We start from the raw sequence: 21,063 nt of genomic DNA, 5'->3' as shown, positions 1-21,063 counted from the left end.
CATGTAGCGGCGGTTCTGGGCGGCGGTCGACGCGCGGCGCTCGCGGATCAACGCCGCCTTGCGTTCGCGCTCGCGGCGGTTCTTCAGGTCGTCCAGATACGGGTGCTGCTTGCCCGTCAGGGCCGACCACACCGCGTACGTGGCGGCCTGCTCACCGCTGATGGGGTGTCGCTCGGCGAGGGCGCTTGCGAACGCCGACTCCTGCGGCAGGTGATCCACCAGGAGCAGGAGCCGGCGCAGCGACAGCATCGGACGGCCGCGGAAGTCACGGCGGTAGCGGTCGAGGTAGTCCACCCTCGGGTAGTAGCGCTCGAAGTCGGCTTCGACCGCATCCTCGTGCTCCCTGATGTGCCGGAGCAGCCCTAGCCGTTTCCCAGCCCCACAGCCCCCTTCCACGCGTCGACGACCGACCGGAAGTCGCGGGCGGTCCACCCGAGGCGCTTCAGGGTGGTCCAGTTGTCGTCACCGATGAGCGCCTTGAACGCCGCGGTCGGCTTCTCCTGCTCCATGTAGACGATCGCGTCGGGGTCGGCGTCCTCGAACGCGGCCGGCAGCTCGAGCTCGATCTCGGTGCCGTTGATCTCCACCTCGATGGTGATCGTCGTCGAGTCCTCCTCGCCGGTGTCGTCGTTGTTCTTGGCGTCGACCTCGGCGGGCGTGGGCGCGGGGCCCTTCACGGTCGCCTTCGTCGCGACGGGCTTGGTGGCCTTCTTCGCCGGCGCCTTGCGCGCGGCGGTCTTCTTGGCGGTCGTGGTGGTCATGGTGATCCTCCTGAGATGGGCGATGCCCCGCGAGCAGTCGCGGGGCATCGGGTGGTGATCCTTGGGTGGTTGCCCCGAAGGGCGCACCCCGGCCGGTGGGGATCACCAATCCGGCCGACCGGGGTGCGGTCTGTGTGGCGGACCTACTCGCCGCCGCCGCCGGTGCCGGCGGCCTCGATGCGGATGACCTCCAGGGGCTCGAGCGCGTCCTCGCTGGCCGACTTGTGGAACCGGTCGTAGAGGGCGTTGTCCTCGTCCGGGCGGACCTCGACGGTGAACTCGCGGGTCTGGTGCCCGCCGTCGGCGTTGTTGAGGTTGCTCGGGTAGCAGGAGGCCATCGCGCGGGTGACGTCGATGGTGATCGCGCCGTCGGCGTCGACGAGCTTGCGGGCGAACACGCCCTCGGCGTCGCGCGGCACCCGCAGGACGCCGGTGCCGTCGACGATGTACGGCGAGTTCGGCCACATCAGCTTGTGGACTGTCTCGTTGTCCTCCGCGGCGGTGAACGCCCAGGTGTCCTTCTTGAACCGCTGGCGGGTCTTGAGCAGGCGTCCGCCGAAGCCCTCGGCCTCCTGGCGCTCGGTGTCGCGCTCCTGGCCGAGGTCGGCGCCGGCGTTGAGGAACCCGGTCGAGGCCCAGGCGTCGCCGAACGTGCCGTCGGCGTTGACCTTGGCGTCCGGGTCGGGGGAGTAGTACACCTCGGCGTCGTCCCAGAAGCGGACGTTGTCGGCGTTGCGGCGGTAGGGGGTGGGTGCAGACATGGCGTCTCCTTAGTTGCGTGAGGCGTTCACGAGGACCGTGAACGCCGCGAGGAAGCACTCGAGCTTGTCGTCCCGAGCGATGATGAGCCCGGCACCGGGCCGGATGAGCAGCCCGCGAATGGCGCCGGGCCGGATGAGTGCCGCGTCGAGCTGCGACGCGGCGCGACGGGCGATCGGTCGATAGGCCGAGTACACGGCCACGCGCACCGCCTCACGGGTGGCCACGCGGTCGGAGAACGACGTCGCATCCGAGGTGACGGTGACCGCCACCCCGTCAGCAGACGACCACCCGTCCGGCAGATCGGAGCGCACCGTCGCGCCCTCCACCCGGTCGATGAGGAAGTCCAGAACACGCTCGGCGCCGTCGACTTGCATCCCGTCAGCCACGCCGCGCCCCCTCACCTGATGTAGTAGCGGTTGATGTCCAGGCCCTCCATCGCGGCCGCCTTGGTGACGACGCCGTCCTTGGCCTGCGCGGTGAGTCCGCGGGCCTCGGTGAGTGCGACCATGACCACGGGCCGGCCGTTGCGGTCCTGCCGCATCTCGTAGTCGGCCTGGTATCCGGCGGCGCGCAACCTGCCGCACACCGCCTCGGCTTTCTCCCTCAGCAGCGGGGGCCCAGCCCGCTGCATCAGCGCCAGGACCCCAGACCGGTTGAGCCGGACCCGAGGCTTAGCGGCCATCACCCCTCACCGCGCTTGGCGATGAACTCCACCCGCGGCCGGTGGCGGCGTAGTGCTGGCCGGCGGTTGACCGACCAGTCGAACGACTCAGCCGTGACCGCGAACTCGCGGCCCCGGATCATCACGCGGTCCTTCGAGGTGATGACCGTGCCGGCGGGGGCAAGCACCCTGAACTCGAGCACCTGCCCCGACCGGTCCCGTCCGATGTCCTGGTCCATCACCGTCGGCTGCACAGTGCAGCCGTGGATCTCCCGGGGCGGAGTGGGCGGGATCGGGTAGCCCTTCGGATCCGTGCGGGCTGTGCCGCCGAGGACGGTCACAGTCTCATGGCCACTCGCAGCCGCGCCGACCATCGAGCATCACCTCCGGCCACCTCGGGGGCCTGGGGAACCGTCCACGAGGCCGCACCCCGGTCGGGAGACCTAGCCGCTGCCGGATCCGGTCGGTGACCGAGATCCCCGACCAGGACGCCGCGTCGACGTCGGAGAACGTCACCGCGTCGGACTGAGCACCGGTGGACGAGGTCACCGACCGCATGCCGGTGTTCTCGCCGATGAGCACCGCCGCCGACACCATCTCCCGGACCGCCCACCTCACCTTGTAGTGCAGTGGCTGGACCGGGGAGGTGGCGTCGGCGGCCAGGTCGGCCAGCAGATCCCGGCCGGCGTCGTCGAACTCCACCGCGATCGCCTCGACAGCGTCACGGATCAGGCTCCCGACACGGGCCCCTTCGTCCTCCTCGAGAGGACGCGGGATGCGCGCGAGGATCTCGGACTGCGGCGCGAGCTGTTCGATCACATCGTCTTCGAGCATCGCGGCCTCCTCGACCTCGTCAGGCGGTCCGGGCGATCAGCTTCGGCTTGTCCATCGCCTCGGCCTCCTTGGCCGGGACGCCCCGGGAGACCGCGTAGGCGACCCAGGCCGCCTTCGGTGCCGACTGCGCCGGCCGCGCGGTGGCCGACTCGTCGTCCCCTGCGTCCTCGGTTTCGTCGTCGTCGCCGTCGCTGCCGCCGTCGCCGTCCGCGTCGCCCTGGCCACCGTCGGCGTCATCGGCGGATCCGTCGAGCCCCTCGATGACGTCCTCAGGTGCAGGGGGCTCCTGGGGGCCGGTGGACTGCTCGGGAGTCGGGGCAGGAGCACGACCGACCAGCTCGGCCGCGCCGGAGCGAATCAGCCAATCGGCCACGTCGTCCTTGACCGACACCAGGTCGCCTCGCCGGCGTCGCACGATGCCCTTCGCGGTGCGCTGGTCCCATCGAGACGTAGTGAGACGGACTTTCATCACGCCTCGATCCCGACGAGCTGGACCACGGCGCGCGGGTTGTCCACGGCGATGATGCGCTTGCGGAACGCATCCATCCGCCACGACTGCGTCGAGCCACCGTGTCCGTTCTCGCCGGTGGGCGAGTACATCGGGGTCACGGTGAGCGGGTCGGTGTCGGAGATGAAGCCGGCGGTGCCGGACTCCATCACGTACGCCTCTCCCTCGGGGATGAACTCCGAGACGACCACGCGCAACCCGCCGAGGATTCCGGGAGTGATGCCGGTGTAGATCGGGTTCTCCAGGGCTGCGTTGCCCTGGTAGAACTTCTGGACCTTCTCGTGGAATAGGGCCACGTCGAGGGTGCCCTCGTTGAGCACGATCGCGTCCGGGCGGTAGCCCATGAGCGCTGTCTCCCGCTCGGGGTCCTTTGCAGTGGCGATCATCCGCTTGGCCAGGCGAATGTCTCGCATCGGGTCCGCGGCGTCGTTCTCCCACGCGGCGGTGACCGTGAGGTCGGGGACCTCGGCGGCCCGGAACGCGGCCAGGGAGGCATCCACGCCGCTGCGGCGCATGGTGTTCGACAGCGCGGTCTGCTGCCGGGTGACCATGTCGACGCGGTTCTCGCGTTTCATCTCGCGCGAGACTGCGATGCCGAGGGCGGTCTTGATGCCGACCAGGGTGCGGGCCTTGCCGAGGTTGAGGTTCGAGATCGGGATCTCGGCGAACTCGGCGACCGCCTCGGGGTCGTCGTTGAGGAACGGGGCCGCGGCCTCGCGGTAGGCGACCACGCCGTCGTTGGTGCCGCCGTTGCGGAACAGCGCCTCCTCGAGGAACGCACCCTCGAGCTCCTCCAGGACCCGCTCGGGGATCCACAGCGGGTCCTTCATCATGTCCGAGACGGTCAGGTTGTCCCCGCCGTAAGCGGAGGTCAGTTCAGTTGCCATGTTCTTGCTCTCCTTGTGGCGTGGCGGGGTCAGTCGCCCGCGACGGCGGTGCCGGCGGGGTGGAAGAGGTGGACGCGGACGAGGCCACCGGACTCGGCGCGATCGACCAGGCCGACGCCGACGGTGCCGGTCTTGGCGACCTTGCCGTCTGCTGCGGCGTACACCGTGTCGCCGTCGGCGAAGTCGGTGCCGTCGGTGGCCAGCGGAAGGACGCACTGGGCGGCGTGGACCCGGACCACCCGGGGCAGGCCGTGGGCGAGGTAGTTGTCCTCGCGATCGGCCTCCGGGGCGGCGGCCTCGGTGACCGCGCCGTAGGGGAGGGCGTCGGCGGTGGCGTGCTGCACCTTGCCGTCGACGAGACGGACGAGACGGAACTTCTCCACGGTGGCGCCGGCCTCGCGGGTCAGGTTCCCCGTGCTGAATGTGGGGTTCGACATTGCTTTTCTCCTGTTCCTCGGTCAGACCAGGCGCCGACGGCCGTAGCCAGCCGCGCGAGCCTTCTGGGTGAGTTGCTGACGCTCTGCGGCGTCAGGGTTCTGCTGGTCGTCGGCGTGCTCTCCGCGGCCGATCTCGCTGCGCGGGATGCGCGCCTTGGCGATCTGCGCGAGCCGCGGCTTGGCGTCCTCAGGGTCGTCGAGGATCTTGGTGACCCAGCGGTCCTTGGACGACGCCGCGAGACGGCCGTCCTCGATCGCCTCGTCCACCAGGCGCTCGGCCTCGGCCTGGGCGTCCTTCCCCTGGTAGTCGCCGAGGGCAGCCTCGGCGGCCACTAGCTCGTCGAACCGGGCCTTGTCGACCGTGACGACGTCGTCGTCCTCGCCGACGGTTGTGCGCGTGGTGACCGCGGTCAGGGCCGCGGCGAGCACCTCGGACGCGTCGGTGTCCTCTTCCAACCCGAGCGCGGCCACCAGAGGGCCGTACCCGGGGTCGCTGTCGATTCCGTCCGCGCGCTCATCGAGCGCCTCAGAGACCGCGCTGACGATCGTGTCGTCATCGGAGTCGTCAGCCAGGCCGACGAGCGGGCGGAGCTTGTCCTGGATTGTGGGCACGTTGCCCTCCTTCCTTTTCCCCTCCGCCTGCGCAGAGGAAGCTGTGATGTGGGGTGGCGGAGCGGCCGCGCGGCTCGCGAAGTTGAAGATCGGCAGCGCGGCGTGGTTGCTCGCACCCGCCGCGACCTTCCCGTCCTCGACCGCATCGACCAGGCCAGCCTCGAGGGCCTCGTCGGGGGTGAACCACGTCTCGACCCGCATGGCCTCGCGCCACATGTCGGCCGGGGTGCCCGCCTGCTCGGCGTAGATCCCGGCGATGGTCCCGTTCATCTTGTCCAGGCGGTCCGCCATCTTGCGCAGCTCCTCGGCGGGGCCGGCGGTCGCGATCCACGCCTCGTGGATCATCAGCTCCGAGGCGGGCCGCATCACGACCTTGTCCCCAGCCAGAGCGATGATCGAGGCCGCCGACGCCGCCAGTCCCTCCACCACCGTCGTGACCGTCGCGGAGTGCGAGCGCAGCGCGTTGTAGATCGCGAACCCGTCGTACGCGGACCCGCCGGGGGAGTTGATCCGGACCGTGATCTCGTCGACCTCGAGCGCCTTGAGCTCGCGTGCCAGGGTCTCGGCGTCGTTGGGCCACCACCCGATCACGTCGTAGATCAGCAGCTCGGCCGACGCCTTGTTCTGTGCCTGGTTCAGTGCGTACCACTGCTCCGGAGAGTCGAACCCCTCCCGCAGCAGCGTGCGTAGATCGTGCGTCGTAGTCACTGCGATGTCTCCTCGCGGTTGGGGTCGTTCAGCGGGCGCTTGCCGGGCAGGTTCCCGCGACGCCGGACCTCCTCCTCGAGGTCTCGGTCGGGCAGGATGATCCCGGCCTGGACGAGGATGGCCAGGTCGCCTGGCGACAGGTCCTTCTTGGAGCCGATCGGGTCGAACGTCAGCTTCGGGAACGGCCCTGCCGTCGGCTCGTTCTCGAGGTCGAACGCCACCCGGCACAGCGGCTCGATCAGGTAGCGGGTTCCAGTGATCGACACGTACTCAGCGGTCGTCTGAAGCGACTGCTCGAACATGTCGAGCTGGGTGTCGGCAAGGGCATAGGAGCCGCCCTTGCCGTCGAGGTTGAGCACGTGCGCCAGGGCCGCTTTCGAGATCGCGTGATCGTGGTAGAGGATCGCCTCGCGAGGCGAGACCAGCTGGCCCTTCGTCCCCTCGATCGCTAGCTTGGCACCGTAGGGAAGCGACGCCCCCGAGTGTTCGCCAGCGGTGAGCCCTTCGGCGATCTCCTGGCCGGCGTCGACCTCCTTCTGGTTTTCCGGGCTGCCCGCGGTGTACACGGGCACGCCCATGCCGTTGCGCTGGAGCACCTGCCCCTCCAACCGGAGGTACTGGTCCTTCATCACCCAGTGCTTGTACGCCGGACGCAGCAGCGACTGGCCAGTCCAGCCAGCCGTGGGGTCGTTGACGTACACCAGCAGTCGGTCGACGTCGATCTCGTGCGGCTTCTTCCCGCCAGGGCCCGGGGTCTGCACGATCGACCGCAGCCCGCCGTCGGGGTCCGTCTTGATCTCGCGGATCGTCAGCGGTGGCCGTGGCGCGATCTTCCACAGCCGGTCCCGGCCGTCGATCGTCTTGTACACCTTCTCGAAGAAGTACACCCCGTAGGTCAGGTACTTCATCGCGTGGGCCAGATGCTCGTTCCACGACGCGTGACCTGGTGACACCGCGAGCGGGGTCCGCCCGTCGTCACCGAGGACCGGCAGACGCAGATCCTCCGATACGAGCTGGACCATCGCAGGGTCGGCGCCGTTCGGGTCGATGCGCCACGTCGTGCGCTGGGGTGGCAGCTCCACCGCCGCCAGAGTGGAACGGACCTGCGCGTCCTCGCGCGCCATCTTGGCGTAGATGCGGTTGGAGTTCGGCCACCGCAGGTCCCAGTTCTCCTCCAGGAACATCCCGGCACCGCCGGCCGACGGAATCGCGTGCCCCTTCTCGGTACTCGCCACGGTCACCTCCTCCCGTCGATCAGAACGCCAACTTGTTCCAGGACGACCCGGCGGCGCGGCTCTTGACCGCGCGGACCGTCGTCTTCTTCACCGGCTCCGCGGGCTCCGGACGGAACCGGCCGAGCCCCCACAACGCGTAGGACAGGACGATCAGGTGCGAGGTCTGGCCTCCGGCCTTGCGGGACCACGCCACACCGCCCGACTCGCCGATCTCACGCAGCTGCGCGGCCTCCAGGCCTGCCCGCACCTCGGCGTTGCCGTCGTGCGTGATCGCCTCGTCGTCGACCGCCTGCAGGAAGCCGTTCGTCGTCGCCGAGACCAGGGGAGCGGTGACGAACTCGGGTTCGATGTCCGCCTTGAGTAGCCGCGCGCCGATCAGGTCGCGGGCCACCGACTTGGAGTCGAGCACCACGGCGACCGGGTCGTTGGCCTTGACGATGCGTTTGACCCGCTCGACCACCTGGGCCGGGGACAGCACTTCGTGGACACCGAGCTGCAGGTGCGTGCCGGTCTCGGTGTCGACCGCGGCGCCAATGGACCAGACCCGGCCAGCGCCGCCGCGCGAGGGTTCGCACTCCACAGCGATGCACGACTGTCCGGCGGGGCTCGCCTCGAGGTCGATCAGATCGTCCCAGGCAGCCAGGTTGACCGGGGGCTCGACTTCGCCGAGCTCGTCCGGCCAGACGCCCATGCCGAGGTACTCGACGTCGAAGACGATCTTCGCGGCGTCGGTGACTGCCGACCGCAGTTCGGCCGAGATCTTCCGGTCGGTCTGGATGATGCCGTAGCTCGGGTTCGCCTCGCGCCACACCGTCGGGGCGGTGCGGTCCGAGCCTGGCCGCGCGCACCACTCACCGTAAAAAAGTCCCAGCTCGCCGAGCCGCCCGCGCCGGCGCACACCGGTGAGAACGTCGCCGTTGCTGTGAGCGTGAGCGTTGACCGCGCTCGAGGTGTAGATGGTCTGCGGATCGTCGGCGGCCATCTTCGTCGGCGACAGCGCCGCCATGTCCGCCTCGGTCAGGTCGTACGCCTCGTCGTAGATCAGCAGGTCGACCCGGTCGAGGCCGCGCCCGGCGTGCTGGGACCGTGTGGTGAACACGGCCTTCGCGCCGTTGCGGAGCATGAACACCCCGCGGCCTTGCGAGCAGGTGGCCCCGCCCTGCGGGGCCAGTCGCGCGCGCAGTGACGGCACGTCCTTCAGGATCATGTTCATGCGCTGCCACAGCGCCTTCGCGGTCTCCCACTGGTGCGCCGAGAAGATGATGTTCTCCCCGAGGACGAACAGCCCGTAGATCACCCGGAACACCAGGATCAGCGACTTGCCGTTCTGCCGGGGGACCAGCAGGCACGCCTCGGGGTGGGTCCACCGGCCGTCGGTCTTGGCGAGGATCCGCTCGAGCGACCAGAGCTGCCATGGCATCAGCTTCCACTTGAGCCGCGCGGCCAACTTCGCCGCGCGCTGACCGTGGGTGAGATCCCCGCCAGTCGTGAAGGCCATGCTCTCCGGCGTCTGCCGGCCCGTGAGTTTCGGGAACTCCCGCTCGATCAGGGCTGCGAACTCGGCGTCGACGTCATAGGTCGTTGAGCACGTCTCCGTCACCGCCACCACCCCCTGGTCTCTCACGTCGCCGCGCGATCTCCGCGAGCATCTGCCGGAACACCGTCGCCAACTGCCGGGCCTCCTGGAGCGGTTGGTCGATCGAGACCTTGTACTCACCCGACTCGCGCAGCTCCGTCAGATGCAGCCACACCTCCCGCTCGCCGGAAGCCAGCGCGTCGAGCCGATCCAGCCGGTCCTTGATCCGGCCGGCCTCCTCGATCATCGCCAGCAACTCGGCCGGGTCCTCGTCCTCGGTTAGCGACTCAGCGAGCCGCTGGCCTGCCGTCAGCTCGCCCACGAAACCGCCCCCTACCTGCGACGATCACGCTGTGAGTTTCACGCCCGGCAAAAAACGCCTGACTGTGGCGCGGGGCAGGGTCAGGAGGGGTACCCCCTCGATATTTCGACGGGGGGCCGGTCACCGATCCGTTAGTCGCCCCAGTCGAACACCGCGGCCCGATCGGGCCGGGGCCCGGCGATCGCCAGCGCGGGCCGCTCACCGTCACGAGCCCCTGCCTTGCGGGACCGGTTGCACGGCGAGTGCAGCAGCCGCGAGGCTCGCTTGCCCCCGTTGGCCCGCGCCTCCTCGTGGTCAGCGTCCAGAGCCTGGGAGCGGAACATCGGCTCCCCGCACCACCAGCACGGTGTGCCGTCCTTGTGGGCGGCCAGCAGGCGCTCGCGCTGTTTTTGGTGCTCCCACCCGAGCCCGCGCTGCGTGGTCGTGCGACCGTCAGCCACGACCGGGGGACTGGTGGAAGCCTGCGAGCATCTCGCGGCCCATCTGTCGGAAGTCTCGGAGCATGTCGTCCCACGGTAGAGCCGCGGCCCGGTACCGCTGGTCCCCGGTCGCGAGGTAGAGGCGGCGATGAAGGCTGGCGCGGAACCGGTCGGCCTCGAGGGCGTCGCCGATCGGCGCGGGCTCGGCCGGCTCAATGAGTGTGACCTCTGTCAGTGCGGTCGGCATTGCGCGCCTCCTCGACTACGGGGCGGTGAGCGTGTCGTACGAGACTGACACCACGGAGTCGCCGCGGAGCAGGTGCTCCATGCCGTCGGTGCTCTCGATGACCGCGAATCGATGGCCCTGTCCTTGGATACGCCGGAGCAGCTGCGCGGGCTCCTCGGTCGTGCGGGTGACGATCTCGTGACCGCCAGTCGTGCGGAGGGTGACGGTGAGTGTGAGCTGCTGCTGCTGCTGCTGCTGCTGCGGTGCTGGCATCGCTCGCCTCCCCTGGTTGAACCCGGTCGTGTGCCTCGCGTCGGGTGCGCGTCCTCGCTGGGCGGGACCTGTTGGCGGATGCGCGCGGGCGGCGACGACCGGGAGTAGGTCCACGCACTATCGCGGCGCGGGCTCGCGGGCGCTCCCGACCGGGGCGACCAGTTCCGGGCGACGACCACCGATCCCCGGAACGACGAAGGACGACGGGCCGTTTGGGCACACGTCGTCCTACGGCATCAGTGTGTCATGAATCAACGACCAGGCGCAACGACCTACCTTCGGCGGCGTGTCCGCATCGCCGCCGCTACCGCCCGCACGTCCTCGATCCGGTACCGCGATGGTGACGATGCCGCCCGCTCGAGGTGATTCCGAGTGGCCCAGTTGCGTACCCGATGCGCGGGGATCCCGAGGTGCTGCTCAGCCTCAGCGGCAGTGACCAGCTCGACCCCGTCGACGGACTCGACCGGTGACACCCATGTCTCGCCGAACGAGGCGTAGTGCTGGTCCAGGCGCTCGACCATCTCCGGGGCGACCTCGGACAGGACGGCCCGGTAGCCGGAGGCGATCCGTCGCGATCGCTCTAGTGCCCCGTCCGCGGGGAACGGCCACGGTCTCACATCAGCTCCCGGTAGTCCTCGGCCAGCACCATCGTCAGGTGTCGGTACTCGGCCTCGGACCAGGTGGCGTGACAGTTCGTGCAGTCGACCACCTCTCCGCCAACCCACCGGCCGAGGGTGTCGTGCTCGCACTGCGGGCACGGCACCGGCATCCGGTCACGGCGGCGGGTAATCCCGACGCGGGACCGCGCCTGGTCGACGACAGCCACCAGATCGAGCGCCAGGTCGACCCCGTCCATCTCGATCTCGCTCCACCACTCGCCGGACTCGGCCCACCGGGTCGCGTCGAAGCGGGGCACCGCGACGAGTTCGACGATGTTGGCCATCACGAACCGGGCATCACGGGCGACGCGGGCCTGGCGATCGCCAGCAGGGGACGCGGTGACCGCCATCCGCTCACGCACCACCTCGGCCGCCCGGTCCAACCGGTCCTCGAGCTCGACCATCAGCGCATCGGTGTGAACGTTGATCGGCACTGGCGACTTCGGGCCAGGGGACCGGCGGCCACCACGGCCCGACCCGAGATGCCCGAGCAGGGCGTGCAGGCCGGTCCACACGTCCTCGGCCTCGAACGCCGCACGGGCCACATGCTCTCGGCACGGCGAGCAGAGCGTCGACCGCTCCACCGTCGCCGCCGGTGCCCACACCAGCCGGCCATCGGCATCCTCGCGCCGAGACCGGCCACGGCACCCACGGCCGGCCCTGCACTCGTGATCGGTCACGCCGACTCCTCGTTCTCGCTCACGCACTTGCGGCACGGCTCAGGCAGCCCATGCCGATCGCAGTCGGTATCGGTCACGGTCGATGGGGGTCCCGTCCACCCGTCCCACGGGGACCCGATGCGGCCAGGGACATACACCTCGGGAGGCTGGCCGGCAGCACCCACCGGTTGGGCGGCAGGACCCGGAGCGGCAACAGGCGACCCGGCACCGCGACCACGCCCCCGACGCCGACGCCGCTTACGGCCGCCAGCGGGGCCCTGACCCTGCCCCTGACCCCGGCCCTCACCCTGACCAGAACCCTGTCCCTTACCCAACCCTGACCCTGACCCTGACCCTGACCCTGACCTGCGCGCGTCGGCGCGCGTGCGTGCGAGGACAGCGTTCCGGGCTGATTCCACGTCTGGTTCCAGAGTGGTTTTCGGGTGGTCGGGTGGTGCTGGTCGCTCCTGGGCGGCCGGTGACGGCGAGCCGGGTGTCTGCGGACGACCGGCCGGCGATCCTGCGTCAGCGGCGGCCTGGCCCGGCGAGACGATGGTCTCAGCGGCGGGCGTGGCCGGCGACGCGGGATCTGCGACGGCGGTCGGCGACACTCGGGGCTCTGCGTCGTCTGGACGCGGCCCGTTGTGAGCGGGAGGTGGGCGGAGCTGCATCTGGGCCTGGGCCAGCTGGCGCTGGCCTTTGTGGCTGTTGCAGCCGCCGCAGGCGATCACGATGTTCGTCGACCCGATCGCCAGGGTCGGGTCGATGTGATCCAGGTGCGCCCGGTCCGCGGGGTCGCTGCGGCTGTCCTTCTGGCGCAGGTGCTTGCCGCAGTAGCGGCAGAGCGCCTCTCTAGGACGGTCGGGGCTGACGCAGTCGCGGGCCCACACCTCGGCGCGGATCCGGGCATCCTTGAGCTCCTTGGCCTTGCGGTCCTTGAGCTGCTTCTCTTCCCGGGTGGCGTACCCGTAGTCGGACCAGTCGTGGAACACGAACGCTCCCGGCGGTGGCTGCGCGCAGCGCGCACACGAGTGGCCGGCGGAGTGCCAGAGCCCAGCGTCGACCAGGAGGCCTGCGAGCTCATCGACTTTCGCCGGGTTCAGTGTGACCCGCACGAGCCCCGCACGGGACACGATCCCGTCCAGGGTGGACTGGTTGATGTCCGACCCGGCTGCCACCCATAGCCCGATGGCCGCGAGACCGCGATCATCACCCTCGAGGGAGAGATCGAGCAGCTTGCGAACCTTCGGATTAGTCGTGAACCCGTCATCGACCTGAAACCACGGCATCAGCGCTCACCACCGGAACGGGGCTGCGAGACACGGGATGGTCGAGACACGGGACACCAACTTTCAGACGAGACCAGACGCAGGACGAGGCGGGGGAGCGGGGCGGCGCGCGGGGTCGCCGAGCTGGGCGTGACACGGTTTACGTGCCCTTGACGTTCATCACCTGACGCAGCTCGTGCACGACCTCGACGAGGTCGGCCGCGTCCTGCATCACCTGGTCGATGTTCTTGTAGGCCGCTGGGATCTCGTCGACCCACTCGTCTCCCGGCCGGTACACGATGCCGCGCATGGCCTCGTCCAGGTCGGCGGCGGTGAACCGCTTGCGGGCCTGTGTGCGGGACATCGCCCGGCCGGCGCCGTGTGGGGCGGAGAACAGTGCGGAGGGATTGCCGCGGCCGCGCACGATGTACGAGCGGGTGCCCATGCTGCCGGGGATGCAGCCCATTCGACCTTCGGTGGCGTCGATAGCGCCCTTGCGGGTCAGCCACACCTTCCGGCCGCCGATCTGCACGGTCTCGGTGTAGTTGTGGTGGCAGTTGACGCGCTCGGTCTCGCCGGCGTCGGCGTCGCCGAACAGACGGGCGAGCTGGTCGAGGAACCTGTCCATCATCTCGTCCCGGTTCAGCCGGGCGAACATCTGCGCCCAGTGCAGATCCTTCAGGTACCGAGAGAACGCCGGGACACCCTGAGGGAGGTAGGCGTGGTCACGGTCCGTGAGCTGGATGTGCCACCGCTTGCACAGGGCCTGGGCGATCTTGATGTGCTTCTGGGCGATCTTGTTGCCGACCCCGCGACTGCCGGAGTGCAGGAAGCACCAGATGGCGCCGGTCTCGTCGATGCACAGCTCGATGAAGTGGTTGCCGCCGCCGAGGGAGCCGAGCTGCTCCCGCCATTTCGGAGAGTGGGACAGGTCGACCTCATCCAGCTCGGCCAGTCCCTCCAGCTCGTGGACGCGCTCCAGAGTGTGGGCGTGGTGGACGGCGCTGTTGTAGTTGCCCGGCGACAGCGGGATCGCGCGCTCGACCTGGTCTCGCAACTCTGACAGGTCGATGCGCTCCAGGTCGGCCTCGGTGTACCGGGTGCGGGCGGCGATCATGCCGCACCCGATGTCCACGCCGACCGCCGCAGGAATGACCGCGCCCTCAGTCGGGATGACCGTGCCGACGGCGGATCCCTTTCCGGCATGGGCGTCGGGCATGAGCGCGATGTGCGGGTGGATGAACGGCAGGGCCGAGAGAGCGACGGCCTGATCGACGGTGGTCTGGTCGATGTGGCTGGCCCACGAGAGGACGTTCGGTGCGAGTTGGGTGGTCACGGTGTCTCCTTGATGGTTGCGAGTACTGCGTGGGTAAGGGCCCGGAGGAGCGGGATGGTCGGCTGGTTGTGGCCATCGGCGTCCGCGAGCGACTGCTCGGCCGCGGCCCGGTGCTCATCGCGGGTCACGGCGGGCCTCCTCGGCGAAGCGGCGGCGGGTGAAGTAGGCGTCAGTCAGTCCGTCCTCGACCGCGGCCAGCATTCGCTCGCGCAGCGTGGGGCGGCGGGTGCGACGGTGACGGCCGAAGGTGGTCGGGATCATCTGGAACAGGCCGCGGCGCGGGTAGTCGTCACTGGTCATCACTGGGGCCCTTCCGGTTGCTCACGCAATCCGTGTAGCCCGCGACGAACACCGCCGCACCAAGTACGACCAGGGCCAGGTACCAGACGATGCTCGAGGCCGCGAAGAACGCGGTCACCAGGTACACGATCATGATGGTCTTGATGAGGATGTCGGCGTTCCGCTTCTGGGCGGCAGTCGGTGCGCGTTGGTCGATCATTTCTGGAACTCTTTCCATCCGTGGACAGGGCAGGTGGGTTCGATCCACCACGGCCAGTTGGCGGTGTGCTGGTGATCCTGTAGCGGGCACGGACAACCCCGGGCCTTCGCCTCCTTCGAGCCGGGCGGCGGGGTCATCGGGTGCGCCAGGTGCTCGGGATGATCTGCATGAGCCCGACCGCGCCAGAGTGCGCAGGGGCGTGGTACGGGCACAGTGACGGTCTCCCGCCGGAGTCACAGTGCCCACACACGATGTCCCCGAGGGGCGTGACCATTGGAGCGAGCGGGTCACTCATGGTTGACGGCCCTCCCGTCGCCCTCGGCCCGGTTCACGAGGTCAGGGGCCGGGAACCAATCGGTCACCCAGCGGCGGCGAGCGTCGACCATGATGACCTCAGCGGTGCCCCACTGTTCGAGCTGGTCGTGCTCGACCTCCTCTGTTAGCGGTGCGGGAGCGAGCAGGCCAGCCTCGTCCAGGGCGCGGGCGTACCCGGTCAGGAACCGCTCGCAGGCGGGGCACTCGGACAGTGGAGCGCCGGGCTCGCGGCCGCAGTCCCCACAGCACGCCCCCTCGGCGTTGAGCACCTCGGCGGCTTTGCGGGTCGTGTCGTCGGCGGTCACCGGACGGCACCGCCCTCGGCGATGTGTTCGCGGACCCGTGCGTCCCGCTCATCAGGCGGGAGGTGCGAGAACCGCCACGCCACATCGTTCGGGCAGATCGGCCCGGTCAACTCTTCGCCGGACCACGCCGGGTACATCTCCGCGTTCTCCGGTGGGTGTTCCATATCGTCGGCTGGCCAGGTGGTGCCGCAGGACTCACATAGCCACGAGCCATCTTCGAGCCGGGTCTCGACATCGCAGGCGGCGCAGTACGGGTAGCCGGGGTGCCGGAGAGCGGGCGCTTCGGCTAGTCGCAGGTAGTCGCTCATCGGTCGCCACCGCCCTCGGTGATCAGGTGGTGGGCGATGCGCCAGTACGCGTCTCTCGCGTCCGCGTCAGCCACGTCGTACGCGTTCTCGAATCCCGGTTCGGGGTAGGCGATAGTGGCGAGCTCCCGCGCCTTGGCTTCGACCGGGTCGGGGTCGGCCTCAGCCTCGATAGCGCGAGACACGGCGCAGTAGAAACGCGCCCACTCAAGATGCGTTTCCACGCACTCCCTTGCCGTTTCTGCGGTGCCCTCCCATCCGTGACGAGTGCCGTCACTCCAGCCATCGTCGGTGCGTTCCACGACGGGTAGGTCCGACCCGCGCACGGTGATCACAGCCGGGTCGTCACCGGACAGCAGGGCCATGAGCGCGTCGGTGGTTCGCAGCAGCCCGTAGTCGTCCATGAACGCCCCCCGTAGCGCCTTCTCCACGTCGGCGCGGGTAACGACCGGGAGGAAGTGGGGGGCCTTGGATTCGTCCAGCGCGAGTCCCCACGGTAGGGCTTCGACCTGGTCGGCCCGCTTCTCTGCCTGTTCGGCTCGGGCGACCGCAGCATCCCGCTCACCGGCGGTGGTCTCGAGTTCGGCGCGTGCGTCGTCTCGCTGACGAGCAAGGTGGTCGAGTTGCTCGTCCCGGCGGGCCACGCGCTGGATAGCAGCATCCCGCTCGCGTTGCGCCTCGGTGACGTTCGCCTTCTGCCCCTCGATCAGGGACCGCAGCTCGTTGCACTTGCGGTCCGCCATTTCGTACATGGCCTTCCAGTCGACGTACTCGTCTCCCGGCTTGCGGCCCTGTAGAGCGCCGGCCAGGGCGTGGCGTTGCTCCGAACTCAGCCTCGCCCAGATCGAGGTAATCCCCTCCGGGTGAACAACGCTGATCCCGAACTGGGACACCGCGATAGCGGCACCGTTCTCGCTCGTGATGCTTGTGCTCATCGTTGGACCCTTCCGGTCTGGTAGTTCCACGTGCGGTTGAGGTGGTCGCGTTCCCGGTCCAGCTCCCGGCGGGCGGTGCGCGCGGCGCGGGTCGCCCGTAGGTACCGGATGATCACCACGACGGCGCCGGCAATGGCCGAGAGCAAGACCGCTGTCACCATGTCGGGGTTCCGTCCGCGAGCCGCTGCATCGTGGTCCAACCGGACCAGGCGGGCAGGGAGGGGATGAGGGCGAGCCAGTGCGTCATGCCGATTCCTTCCGAGAGGGTTGGGTCGCCGCTGTGTTCGCGGCGGCGAGCCGGCGGCGGAGCTCGTCACGGACCGCCGGCAAGAGCGGGGAGTCCGGTCCGAGGACGCCGATCGCGTCGGTCAAGTCGGTGTCGCTCATGTCGGCGGCAGCCTCGGCGCACCCCTTGCACTCCTTCCGGGCACCCACGGCGCTACCTGCCCGCCATCGACAGGGCGCGGAGCTTGTTGAACGCCTCCGCAGTCGCCCGGGCATCACCCAGAGCCGAGTGCGCCTCCTCGTTCGTGATGCCCAGGGCGGCGAAGATCTCGCTCGACGACGTGGGCTCGGCCGGATCAGTACGCAGCACCCCGGCCGCGTACGTCGCCAGATCCCGAAGCCTGTAGCTACGGCGACACTCCACCTTGTGTCGCTCCATCGCGTAGTCGATGAACCGCGCGTCGAACGCCGGGTTCACCGCCGCGAGGATGTTCCCGTCGAGCATCGTGGCGAGCGCCTCCCACCGCTGGCGAGTGGTCTCGACGTCGACCTGCTCGGCGTACACTCCGCGCTCGAAGTAGCGGTTGACCTTCATGGCGGCCGGATGTGCCCGCTCGAGCCAGTTGCCCGTGAGCGGGGTGGGCACGAAGTACAGTTCCTCGCCCGTGGCCAGGTCCACGGCCGCGACCTCGAGGACGTCATGTTCGAGCGGGTCGGTGCCGGAGGTTTCGACATCGACGACGATCAGGTGGGGCAGGGTGCTACTCACGATGGGTCTCCTTCGGTGAAATGGTCCGACTCGGCGTAGAGCGCGGTGGCGGTCATGACGCCTTCTTTCCGGCCGCGCCGTACACGCGAGCGATCTCGTCCCGGAGGCCGCCAGCGGCGACGCGGAGCACGTCCGCCCGGACTTTCGGCTGAGTCCTCGCTTGCTCCTCCATACGGCGCGCGAGGCCGACGAACGCGTCGCGGTCCTTCGCCCGGGCCGAGTTGCCGTGCAGCGGCTTCACCGCGGCCGGAGCGGGCTGGGTTCGCAGCTTGGTCAGCTCGCGGCGGTTCTCGGACAGCTCCTCGCGGACCCTCTCCAGCTCGGCGCGGCCGCCCTCGAGCATCCGGGTGGTCTGCTCGTGGTCGCGCATGGCGTCGGCCAACCCCGCCCGGGTCTCCTCGTGCGCCGCCTTCTCGGCCGCGAGCTGAGACGTCGACTGAGCGAGGAGGTCCTGGGTCTGACCGATGTCCTGCTCGAGCTCGGCGATGCGCTTCTCGGCAGCCAGGAGCGCCTCGCGGTCGCGGACACGGTCGTTCTTGGCCGGACGGCCAGATTTGGCGGAGCGGAACGGCTCCAGCAAGGCGGAGAGCTGGTCGCACACCGCCGGGTCTTTCACGACGAAGGTGGTCATGGTCTGCTCCTGTCGAGTTCTGCGAGGAGGTCTGTCTGCCCGGGGATGGGCGGGTGGTCGAGGGAGGCCTCACGGCCGGCGATCCAACGATGGATCTGCACGCGACGGGCCGCGTCGAGCGAGTCCCACCACGCAGCGGCGAACTGGGCCGCGGGGTCAGTCGTCTCCATTGCCATCAGTGAGGGAGTGGTAGGTGTCCAGGAGCGCTTCCTCGATGTCCGATAGCTCGTAGTCGAGGAGGTCGCGCAGCGTCTCGAGGTAGGTGTTCGTGTCCTCGTCCCACATGTTTGGGTGCAGGTTCGACAGTTCGACCTCGCCGACGCAGCCGCCGCGACACCACCAGGTGGCGAACTGGAGGCGCTTGAGCGACCAGTCGGAGGGATCGAGACGTGGGTCGTCCTCGTCCATCTGGGAGCTACTGGGCTCGAGGATGGGCGCCAGTTCGAACAGCGGTTCCATGTAGGCAGCGGAGGCCACGGCCGTGCGGAGCAAGCTCGTGGTCCTTTCCAGGCCGAGGCCGGTGAAGTCCTCTTCCCACAGCTTCAGCAGGTACACGCGCCGCCGGTCGGCAGCGGTCTTACGCTCCTGCTCTTCCACCTGGGCCGCGGCGATGCGTGCTTCGGCTGCCTCGCGCTCGGCGCGCTGTTCCGAAGTCAACGGTGTCTGCGTATCAGTCTCGGCGGTCGCTTCGGTGCTTTCCGGTTCGACAGGCACCAACCGGTACCACCGCACGATTGGTCCCTGGTACTCGGGCTGCGGATTGAAGATGGTGAAGCGCAGGGTCTCGTCTGGCTCCTCGGGTTCGGCCCGCCAGAGCCGATTTAGCCGGAACCCGCCCACCGGTTTGTCGAGCGCGGACAGTTCCTTCTCAGTGGCCTCCACGTACCCGCTCGTGGTCAGCTCAGTGCGCTTGTCGTGCTCCGCCTTGAGATTGGCCCGGAGCGCAAGGGCCCGCTTGACCTCGTAGTCGAACCGGGGCGTCCCGATCGACTGCTCGACGCGGGAGTACAGCTCGTGATCGTCCTCGAGCTCGGCGAGGGTTAGGGCGTTGGCGAGGCTGATTTGCCGATCGTCGACCGCCTGGCGGACCTTCTCAGGCTGGGACGCGATGGTCACGCGGTCGGAGACCTGCTTGCGGGAGCGGCCCGCGCGCTTGCCGACAGTGGCGGGCGACAGGTCCAGGTCCAGGAGCCGCTGGAAGGCGTCACCCTCCTCGGTGATCGTGAGGTCGTTGCGGGCACAGTTCTCGGCGAGCATCGCCGACAGGACCTTCTCCTCGGTGTCGAGGTCGTCGCGGACGATGCACGGGATCGTCTCCCAGCCGAGCTGTGCGCACGCCGCGTGACGGGAGTTGCCGAGCACCACAACGAACTCGTCGCCGTCCGGGGCGACGATGATCGGCTGGTGCAGGCCCTCCGCCTTGATCGAGTCTGCGAGCTCGTCGATGCCGCGCAGTTCGCGGCGGACGTTCTGCGGGTGTGGGTAGACATCATGGATCGGGAGGTCTGTGATCTGCAAGGTAGTCATCGGGTGGTCTCCGATCGGGCGTGCATGGGTCGGTAGTGCTGAATCTCGACGGCTTCGATCGAGCCAAGGGCGACGACGGCGAGTTCAGTGCAGAAGGTGCGCCGAACTGCATCGCCGTCCATCAGGTCTGCGATCTCACCGAGTCGCCGCTCGGCGTCGAGCTCGTCCAGCTCGGCCGCGAGAAGAACGGCGTGGCCGGCGGTGGTCTTGGCGATCAATCGCCAGCCGGGCCCGTGGGCGCGAATGTTGGTCATCGGGTGGTCTCCGTTGGGTGTGGTCGGCGGGCCGAGCAGGTCGCGAAGTGCGGGACCCACAAGCGGCTCTCTCGGTCAGCGGGATAGCGGCGGGCCCGGTCCCGGGCCTCGGTCAAGTCGTGGCCGGACAGCTGCACCACAGTCGAGGTGCGACGCCCGGTCGAATCAGTGATGAAGCGACGGTGATAGATGCCCAACTCAGGGTCCGGCGACACATCCAGCGGCACGGCCTTCCCCGAAGGGATGAGCGTGGCCCACGCGATCTCGTGTCGGCACTCACGGCACCAAGCTGGGCGGCCCATCACACGCCGCCAGCAACGACGGCGGGGTGGTCGGGCCACCACGCCTGGACAGGGAACTCAATCGTGGAGGTGTCGCTGACCCCGCCTCGGCCGGCCCAGTAAACGCCACCCATGAGGGCGGACAGCTGACGTTGAGCGAGGGTGCCGACCTTGCCGCGAGCATCCGAGATCACCGTGTGAGGCGGACACTCCCGCAGCTCGGCCAGGCCCGGGACGACGCGGACCTCCCCGGCGATCACGACGTGGCTCCGAGGGCTGCCTCGACGGCACGAACCGTCGGGCACGGGTGGTCAGCGTTTGCATACCCGACCTCGGATGGACCCGTGCCGTCCGGGCCGTCCTCAATGCGGGCACACTCTGCGCACATCTTCCACTCAGTCACGTCGCCCGGATCGCACTCGGTCGCTTCGACCACCTCCTCGCGGGACCGGTAGGTCCTCTCCTCGAACCCGTCCACCAGGAAGCGGGGCACCGGTTTGTGCAGATCGAGGACGGCGCGTAGACCAGCAAGCATCTGAGGTCCGTGGTCGAGCGCCAGATGCCGTGCCATCTCAGGCGACCGCTCCGCCAGGCGGATGTCATCGGCGATAGCGTCCAAGATCTCGGCGGTGCTCATGGCGCCACCCCAGTCGGTACCGGAGTGATGCCGCCGTTGTCGTCCAACAACACCCACCGGCGATACCGGAACACCGGCACCACCGACGGGTCGACGCCCTGCCGGACCAGCCACCCCATATCGCGGGCCTCAGCCCGGTTCGCCTCCACATGCGCATGACACGGCAGGCACACCGACAGAGCGTTCGCCGCACCACCCGAACGCGGATCCCGCGACCCGCCCATACCGCGAGCACGC

35 protein-coding genes are annotated in these 21,063 nt (G+C 69.1%); all 35 read right to left on the bottom strand.

What is annotated here, in order from left to right:
• Positions 1–294: hypothetical protein (locus G6031_RS09620; protein WP_182653150.1), on the bottom strand; the 294-nt coding region annotated here is incomplete at its 3' end.
• A 68-nt stretch (positions 295–362) separates the two neighbouring features.
• The gene (locus tag G6031_RS09615) at positions 363–761 is read right to left on the bottom strand and encodes a hypothetical protein (RefSeq protein ID WP_182653149.1); all 399 of its coding nucleotides are present in this window, start codon (positions 759–761) and stop codon (positions 363–365) included.
• 143 nt (positions 762–904) lie between these two features.
• Positions 905–1,522: a hypothetical protein gene (locus tag G6031_RS09610; protein WP_182653148.1), complete on the bottom strand. Its 618-nt coding sequence runs from the start codon at positions 1,520–1,522 to the stop codon at positions 905–907.
• A gap of 9 nt (positions 1,523–1,531) precedes the next feature.
• Positions 1,532–1,909: a hypothetical protein gene (locus G6031_RS09605; protein ID WP_182653147.1), complete on the bottom strand. Its 378-nt coding sequence runs from the start codon at positions 1,907–1,909 to the stop codon at positions 1,532–1,534.
• An 11-nt stretch (positions 1,910–1,920) separates the two neighbouring features.
• The gene (locus tag G6031_RS09600) at positions 1,921–2,205 is read right to left on the bottom strand and encodes a hypothetical protein (protein ID WP_182653146.1); all 285 of its coding nucleotides are present in this window, start codon (positions 2,203–2,205) and stop codon (positions 1,921–1,923) included.
• Positions 2,205–2,525 carry a hypothetical protein gene (locus G6031_RS09595; RefSeq protein WP_182653145.1) on the bottom strand — a complete coding sequence of 107 codons (321 nt, stop codon included), beginning with the start codon at positions 2,523–2,525 and terminating at the stop codon, positions 2,205–2,207. The genes G6031_RS09600 and G6031_RS09595 overlap by 1 nt, the downstream gene beginning before the upstream one ends.
• Positions 2,526–2,529: 4 nt before the next feature.
• A complete protein-coding gene (locus G6031_RS09590; protein ID WP_182653144.1) occupies positions 2,530–3,018 on the bottom strand; it encodes a Gp19/Gp15/Gp42 family protein in 489 nt (162 codons plus the stop codon).
• A gap of 19 nt (positions 3,019–3,037) precedes the next feature.
• Positions 3,038–3,487, bottom strand: coding sequence for a hypothetical protein (locus G6031_RS09585; protein WP_182653143.1), 450 nt, complete (start codon positions 3,485–3,487; stop codon positions 3,038–3,040).
• On the bottom strand, positions 3,487–4,413 hold the full coding sequence (locus tag G6031_RS09580) for a hypothetical protein (protein ID WP_182653142.1): 927 nt from the start codon (positions 4,411–4,413) through the stop codon (positions 3,487–3,489). Before G6031_RS09580 ends, G6031_RS09585 begins: the two co-directional genes overlap by 1 nt.
• 29 nt (positions 4,414–4,442) lie before the next feature.
• Positions 4,443–4,850 (bottom strand): hypothetical protein, encoded by a 408-nt coding sequence (locus G6031_RS09575; RefSeq protein ID WP_182653141.1) that lies wholly within the window; start codon positions 4,848–4,850, stop codon positions 4,443–4,445.
• 21 nt (positions 4,851–4,871) lie between these two features.
• Positions 4,872–6,170 (bottom strand): head maturation protease, ClpP-related, encoded by a 1,299-nt coding sequence (locus G6031_RS09570; RefSeq protein WP_182653140.1) that lies wholly within the window; start codon positions 6,168–6,170, stop codon positions 4,872–4,874.
• The gene (locus tag G6031_RS09565) at positions 6,167–7,405 is read right to left on the bottom strand and encodes a hypothetical protein (RefSeq protein WP_182653139.1); all 1,239 of its coding nucleotides are present in this window, start codon (positions 7,403–7,405) and stop codon (positions 6,167–6,169) included. Before G6031_RS09565 ends, G6031_RS09570 begins: the two co-directional genes overlap by 4 nt.
• A gap of 19 nt (positions 7,406–7,424) precedes the next feature.
• Entirely contained in the window at positions 7,425–9,005 is a 1,581-nt protein-coding gene (locus G6031_RS09560) for a hypothetical protein (protein ID WP_182653138.1), read from the bottom strand.
• Positions 8,977–9,303: a hypothetical protein gene (locus G6031_RS09555; protein WP_182653137.1), complete on the bottom strand. Its 327-nt coding sequence runs from the start codon at positions 9,301–9,303 to the stop codon at positions 8,977–8,979. The genes G6031_RS09560 and G6031_RS09555 overlap by 29 nt, the downstream gene beginning before the upstream one ends.
• A gap of 131 nt (positions 9,304–9,434) precedes the next feature.
• The gene (locus G6031_RS09550; protein WP_182653136.1) at positions 9,435–9,743 is read right to left on the bottom strand and encodes a hypothetical protein; all 309 of its coding nucleotides are present in this window, start codon (positions 9,741–9,743) and stop codon (positions 9,435–9,437) included.
• Positions 9,736–9,969 carry a hypothetical protein gene (locus tag G6031_RS09545; RefSeq protein ID WP_182653135.1) on the bottom strand — a complete coding sequence of 78 codons (234 nt, stop codon included), beginning with the start codon at positions 9,967–9,969 and terminating at the stop codon, positions 9,736–9,738. The genes G6031_RS09550 and G6031_RS09545 overlap by 8 nt, the downstream gene beginning before the upstream one ends.
• 15 nt (positions 9,970–9,984) lie before the next feature.
• Positions 9,985–10,221, bottom strand: coding sequence for a hypothetical protein (locus G6031_RS09540; protein ID WP_182653134.1), 237 nt, complete (start codon positions 10,219–10,221; stop codon positions 9,985–9,987).
• A 272-nt stretch (positions 10,222–10,493) separates the two neighbouring features.
• On the bottom strand, positions 10,494–10,838 hold the full coding sequence (locus G6031_RS09535) for a hypothetical protein (RefSeq protein ID WP_182653133.1): 345 nt from the start codon (positions 10,836–10,838) through the stop codon (positions 10,494–10,496).
• Complete coding sequence (locus tag G6031_RS09530; protein ID WP_182653132.1) at positions 10,835–11,560, bottom strand: hypothetical protein; 726 nt, start codon at positions 11,558–11,560, stop codon at positions 10,835–10,837. Before G6031_RS09530 ends, G6031_RS09535 begins: the two co-directional genes overlap by 4 nt.
• The gene (locus G6031_RS09525) at positions 11,557–12,828 is read right to left on the bottom strand and encodes an HNH endonuclease (protein WP_241737281.1); all 1,272 of its coding nucleotides are present in this window, start codon (positions 12,826–12,828) and stop codon (positions 11,557–11,559) included. The genes G6031_RS09530 and G6031_RS09525 overlap by 4 nt, the downstream gene beginning before the upstream one ends.
• A 139-nt stretch (positions 12,829–12,967) precedes the next feature.
• Positions 12,968–14,143, bottom strand: coding sequence for an RtcB family protein (locus tag G6031_RS09520; RefSeq protein ID WP_182653131.1), 1,176 nt, complete (start codon positions 14,141–14,143; stop codon positions 12,968–12,970).
• The gene (locus G6031_RS19090) at positions 14,140–14,271 is read right to left on the bottom strand and encodes a hypothetical protein (RefSeq protein ID WP_277820103.1); all 132 of its coding nucleotides are present in this window, start codon (positions 14,269–14,271) and stop codon (positions 14,140–14,142) included. The genes G6031_RS09520 and G6031_RS19090 overlap by 4 nt, the downstream gene beginning before the upstream one ends.
• A complete protein-coding gene (locus G6031_RS09515) occupies positions 14,258–14,443 on the bottom strand; it encodes a hypothetical protein (protein ID WP_182653130.1) in 186 nt (61 codons plus the stop codon). Before G6031_RS09515 ends, G6031_RS19090 begins: the two co-directional genes overlap by 14 nt.
• On the bottom strand, positions 14,433–14,642 hold the full coding sequence (locus G6031_RS09510) for a hypothetical protein (protein WP_182653129.1): 210 nt from the start codon (positions 14,640–14,642) through the stop codon (positions 14,433–14,435). Before G6031_RS09510 ends, G6031_RS09515 begins: the two co-directional genes overlap by 11 nt.
• Positions 14,643–14,929: 287 nt before the next feature.
• Positions 14,930–15,262: a hypothetical protein gene (locus G6031_RS09505; protein ID WP_182653128.1), complete on the bottom strand. Its 333-nt coding sequence runs from the start codon at positions 15,260–15,262 to the stop codon at positions 14,930–14,932.
• On the bottom strand, positions 15,259–15,570 hold the full coding sequence (locus tag G6031_RS09500) for a hypothetical protein (RefSeq protein ID WP_182653127.1): 312 nt from the start codon (positions 15,568–15,570) through the stop codon (positions 15,259–15,261). Before G6031_RS09500 ends, G6031_RS09505 begins: the two co-directional genes overlap by 4 nt.
• Complete coding sequence (locus tag G6031_RS09495) at positions 15,567–16,502, bottom strand: hypothetical protein (RefSeq protein ID WP_182653126.1); 936 nt, start codon at positions 16,500–16,502, stop codon at positions 15,567–15,569. The genes G6031_RS09500 and G6031_RS09495 overlap by 4 nt, the downstream gene beginning before the upstream one ends.
• The gene (locus G6031_RS09490; RefSeq protein ID WP_182653125.1) at positions 16,499–16,663 is read right to left on the bottom strand and encodes a hypothetical protein; all 165 of its coding nucleotides are present in this window, start codon (positions 16,661–16,663) and stop codon (positions 16,499–16,501) included. Before G6031_RS09490 ends, G6031_RS09495 begins: the two co-directional genes overlap by 4 nt.
• A 278-nt stretch (positions 16,664–16,941) precedes the next feature.
• Positions 16,942–17,496, bottom strand: a complete 555-nt coding sequence (locus G6031_RS09485; protein ID WP_347238475.1) for a 3'-5' exonuclease — start codon at positions 17,494–17,496, stop codon at positions 16,942–16,944.
• Positions 17,497–17,548: 52 nt separating this feature from the next.
• Positions 17,549–18,127, bottom strand: a complete 579-nt coding sequence (locus tag G6031_RS09480) for a hypothetical protein (protein WP_182653124.1) — start codon at positions 18,125–18,127, stop codon at positions 17,549–17,551.
• Positions 18,124–18,297 (bottom strand): hypothetical protein, encoded by a 174-nt coding sequence (locus G6031_RS09475; RefSeq protein WP_182653123.1) that lies wholly within the window; start codon positions 18,295–18,297, stop codon positions 18,124–18,126. Before G6031_RS09475 ends, G6031_RS09480 begins: the two co-directional genes overlap by 4 nt.
• Positions 18,284–19,654: a ParB/RepB/Spo0J family partition protein gene (locus tag G6031_RS09470; protein WP_182653122.1), complete on the bottom strand. Its 1,371-nt coding sequence runs from the start codon at positions 19,652–19,654 to the stop codon at positions 18,284–18,286. The genes G6031_RS09475 and G6031_RS09470 overlap by 14 nt, the downstream gene beginning before the upstream one ends.
• Positions 19,651–19,908, bottom strand: coding sequence for a hypothetical protein (locus G6031_RS09465; RefSeq protein WP_182653121.1), 258 nt, complete (start codon positions 19,906–19,908; stop codon positions 19,651–19,653). The genes G6031_RS09470 and G6031_RS09465 overlap by 4 nt, the downstream gene beginning before the upstream one ends.
• A gap of 301 nt (positions 19,909–20,209) precedes the next feature.
• Entirely contained in the window at positions 20,210–20,449 is a 240-nt protein-coding gene (locus G6031_RS09460) for a hypothetical protein (protein ID WP_182653120.1), read from the bottom strand.
• A complete protein-coding gene (locus G6031_RS09455) occupies positions 20,446–20,826 on the bottom strand; it encodes a hypothetical protein (protein ID WP_182653119.1) in 381 nt (126 codons plus the stop codon). Before G6031_RS09455 ends, G6031_RS09460 begins: the two co-directional genes overlap by 4 nt.
• Between the last annotated feature and the right edge of the window lie 237 nt (positions 20,827–21,063).

The organism is Dietzia sp. CQ4 (assembly GCF_014145125.1).
GTDB classification, from domain to species: Bacteria; Actinomycetota; Actinomycetes; order Mycobacteriales; family Mycobacteriaceae; genus Dietzia; species Dietzia natronolimnaea.
This window is presented reverse-complemented; position numbering and strand designations above follow the sequence as displayed.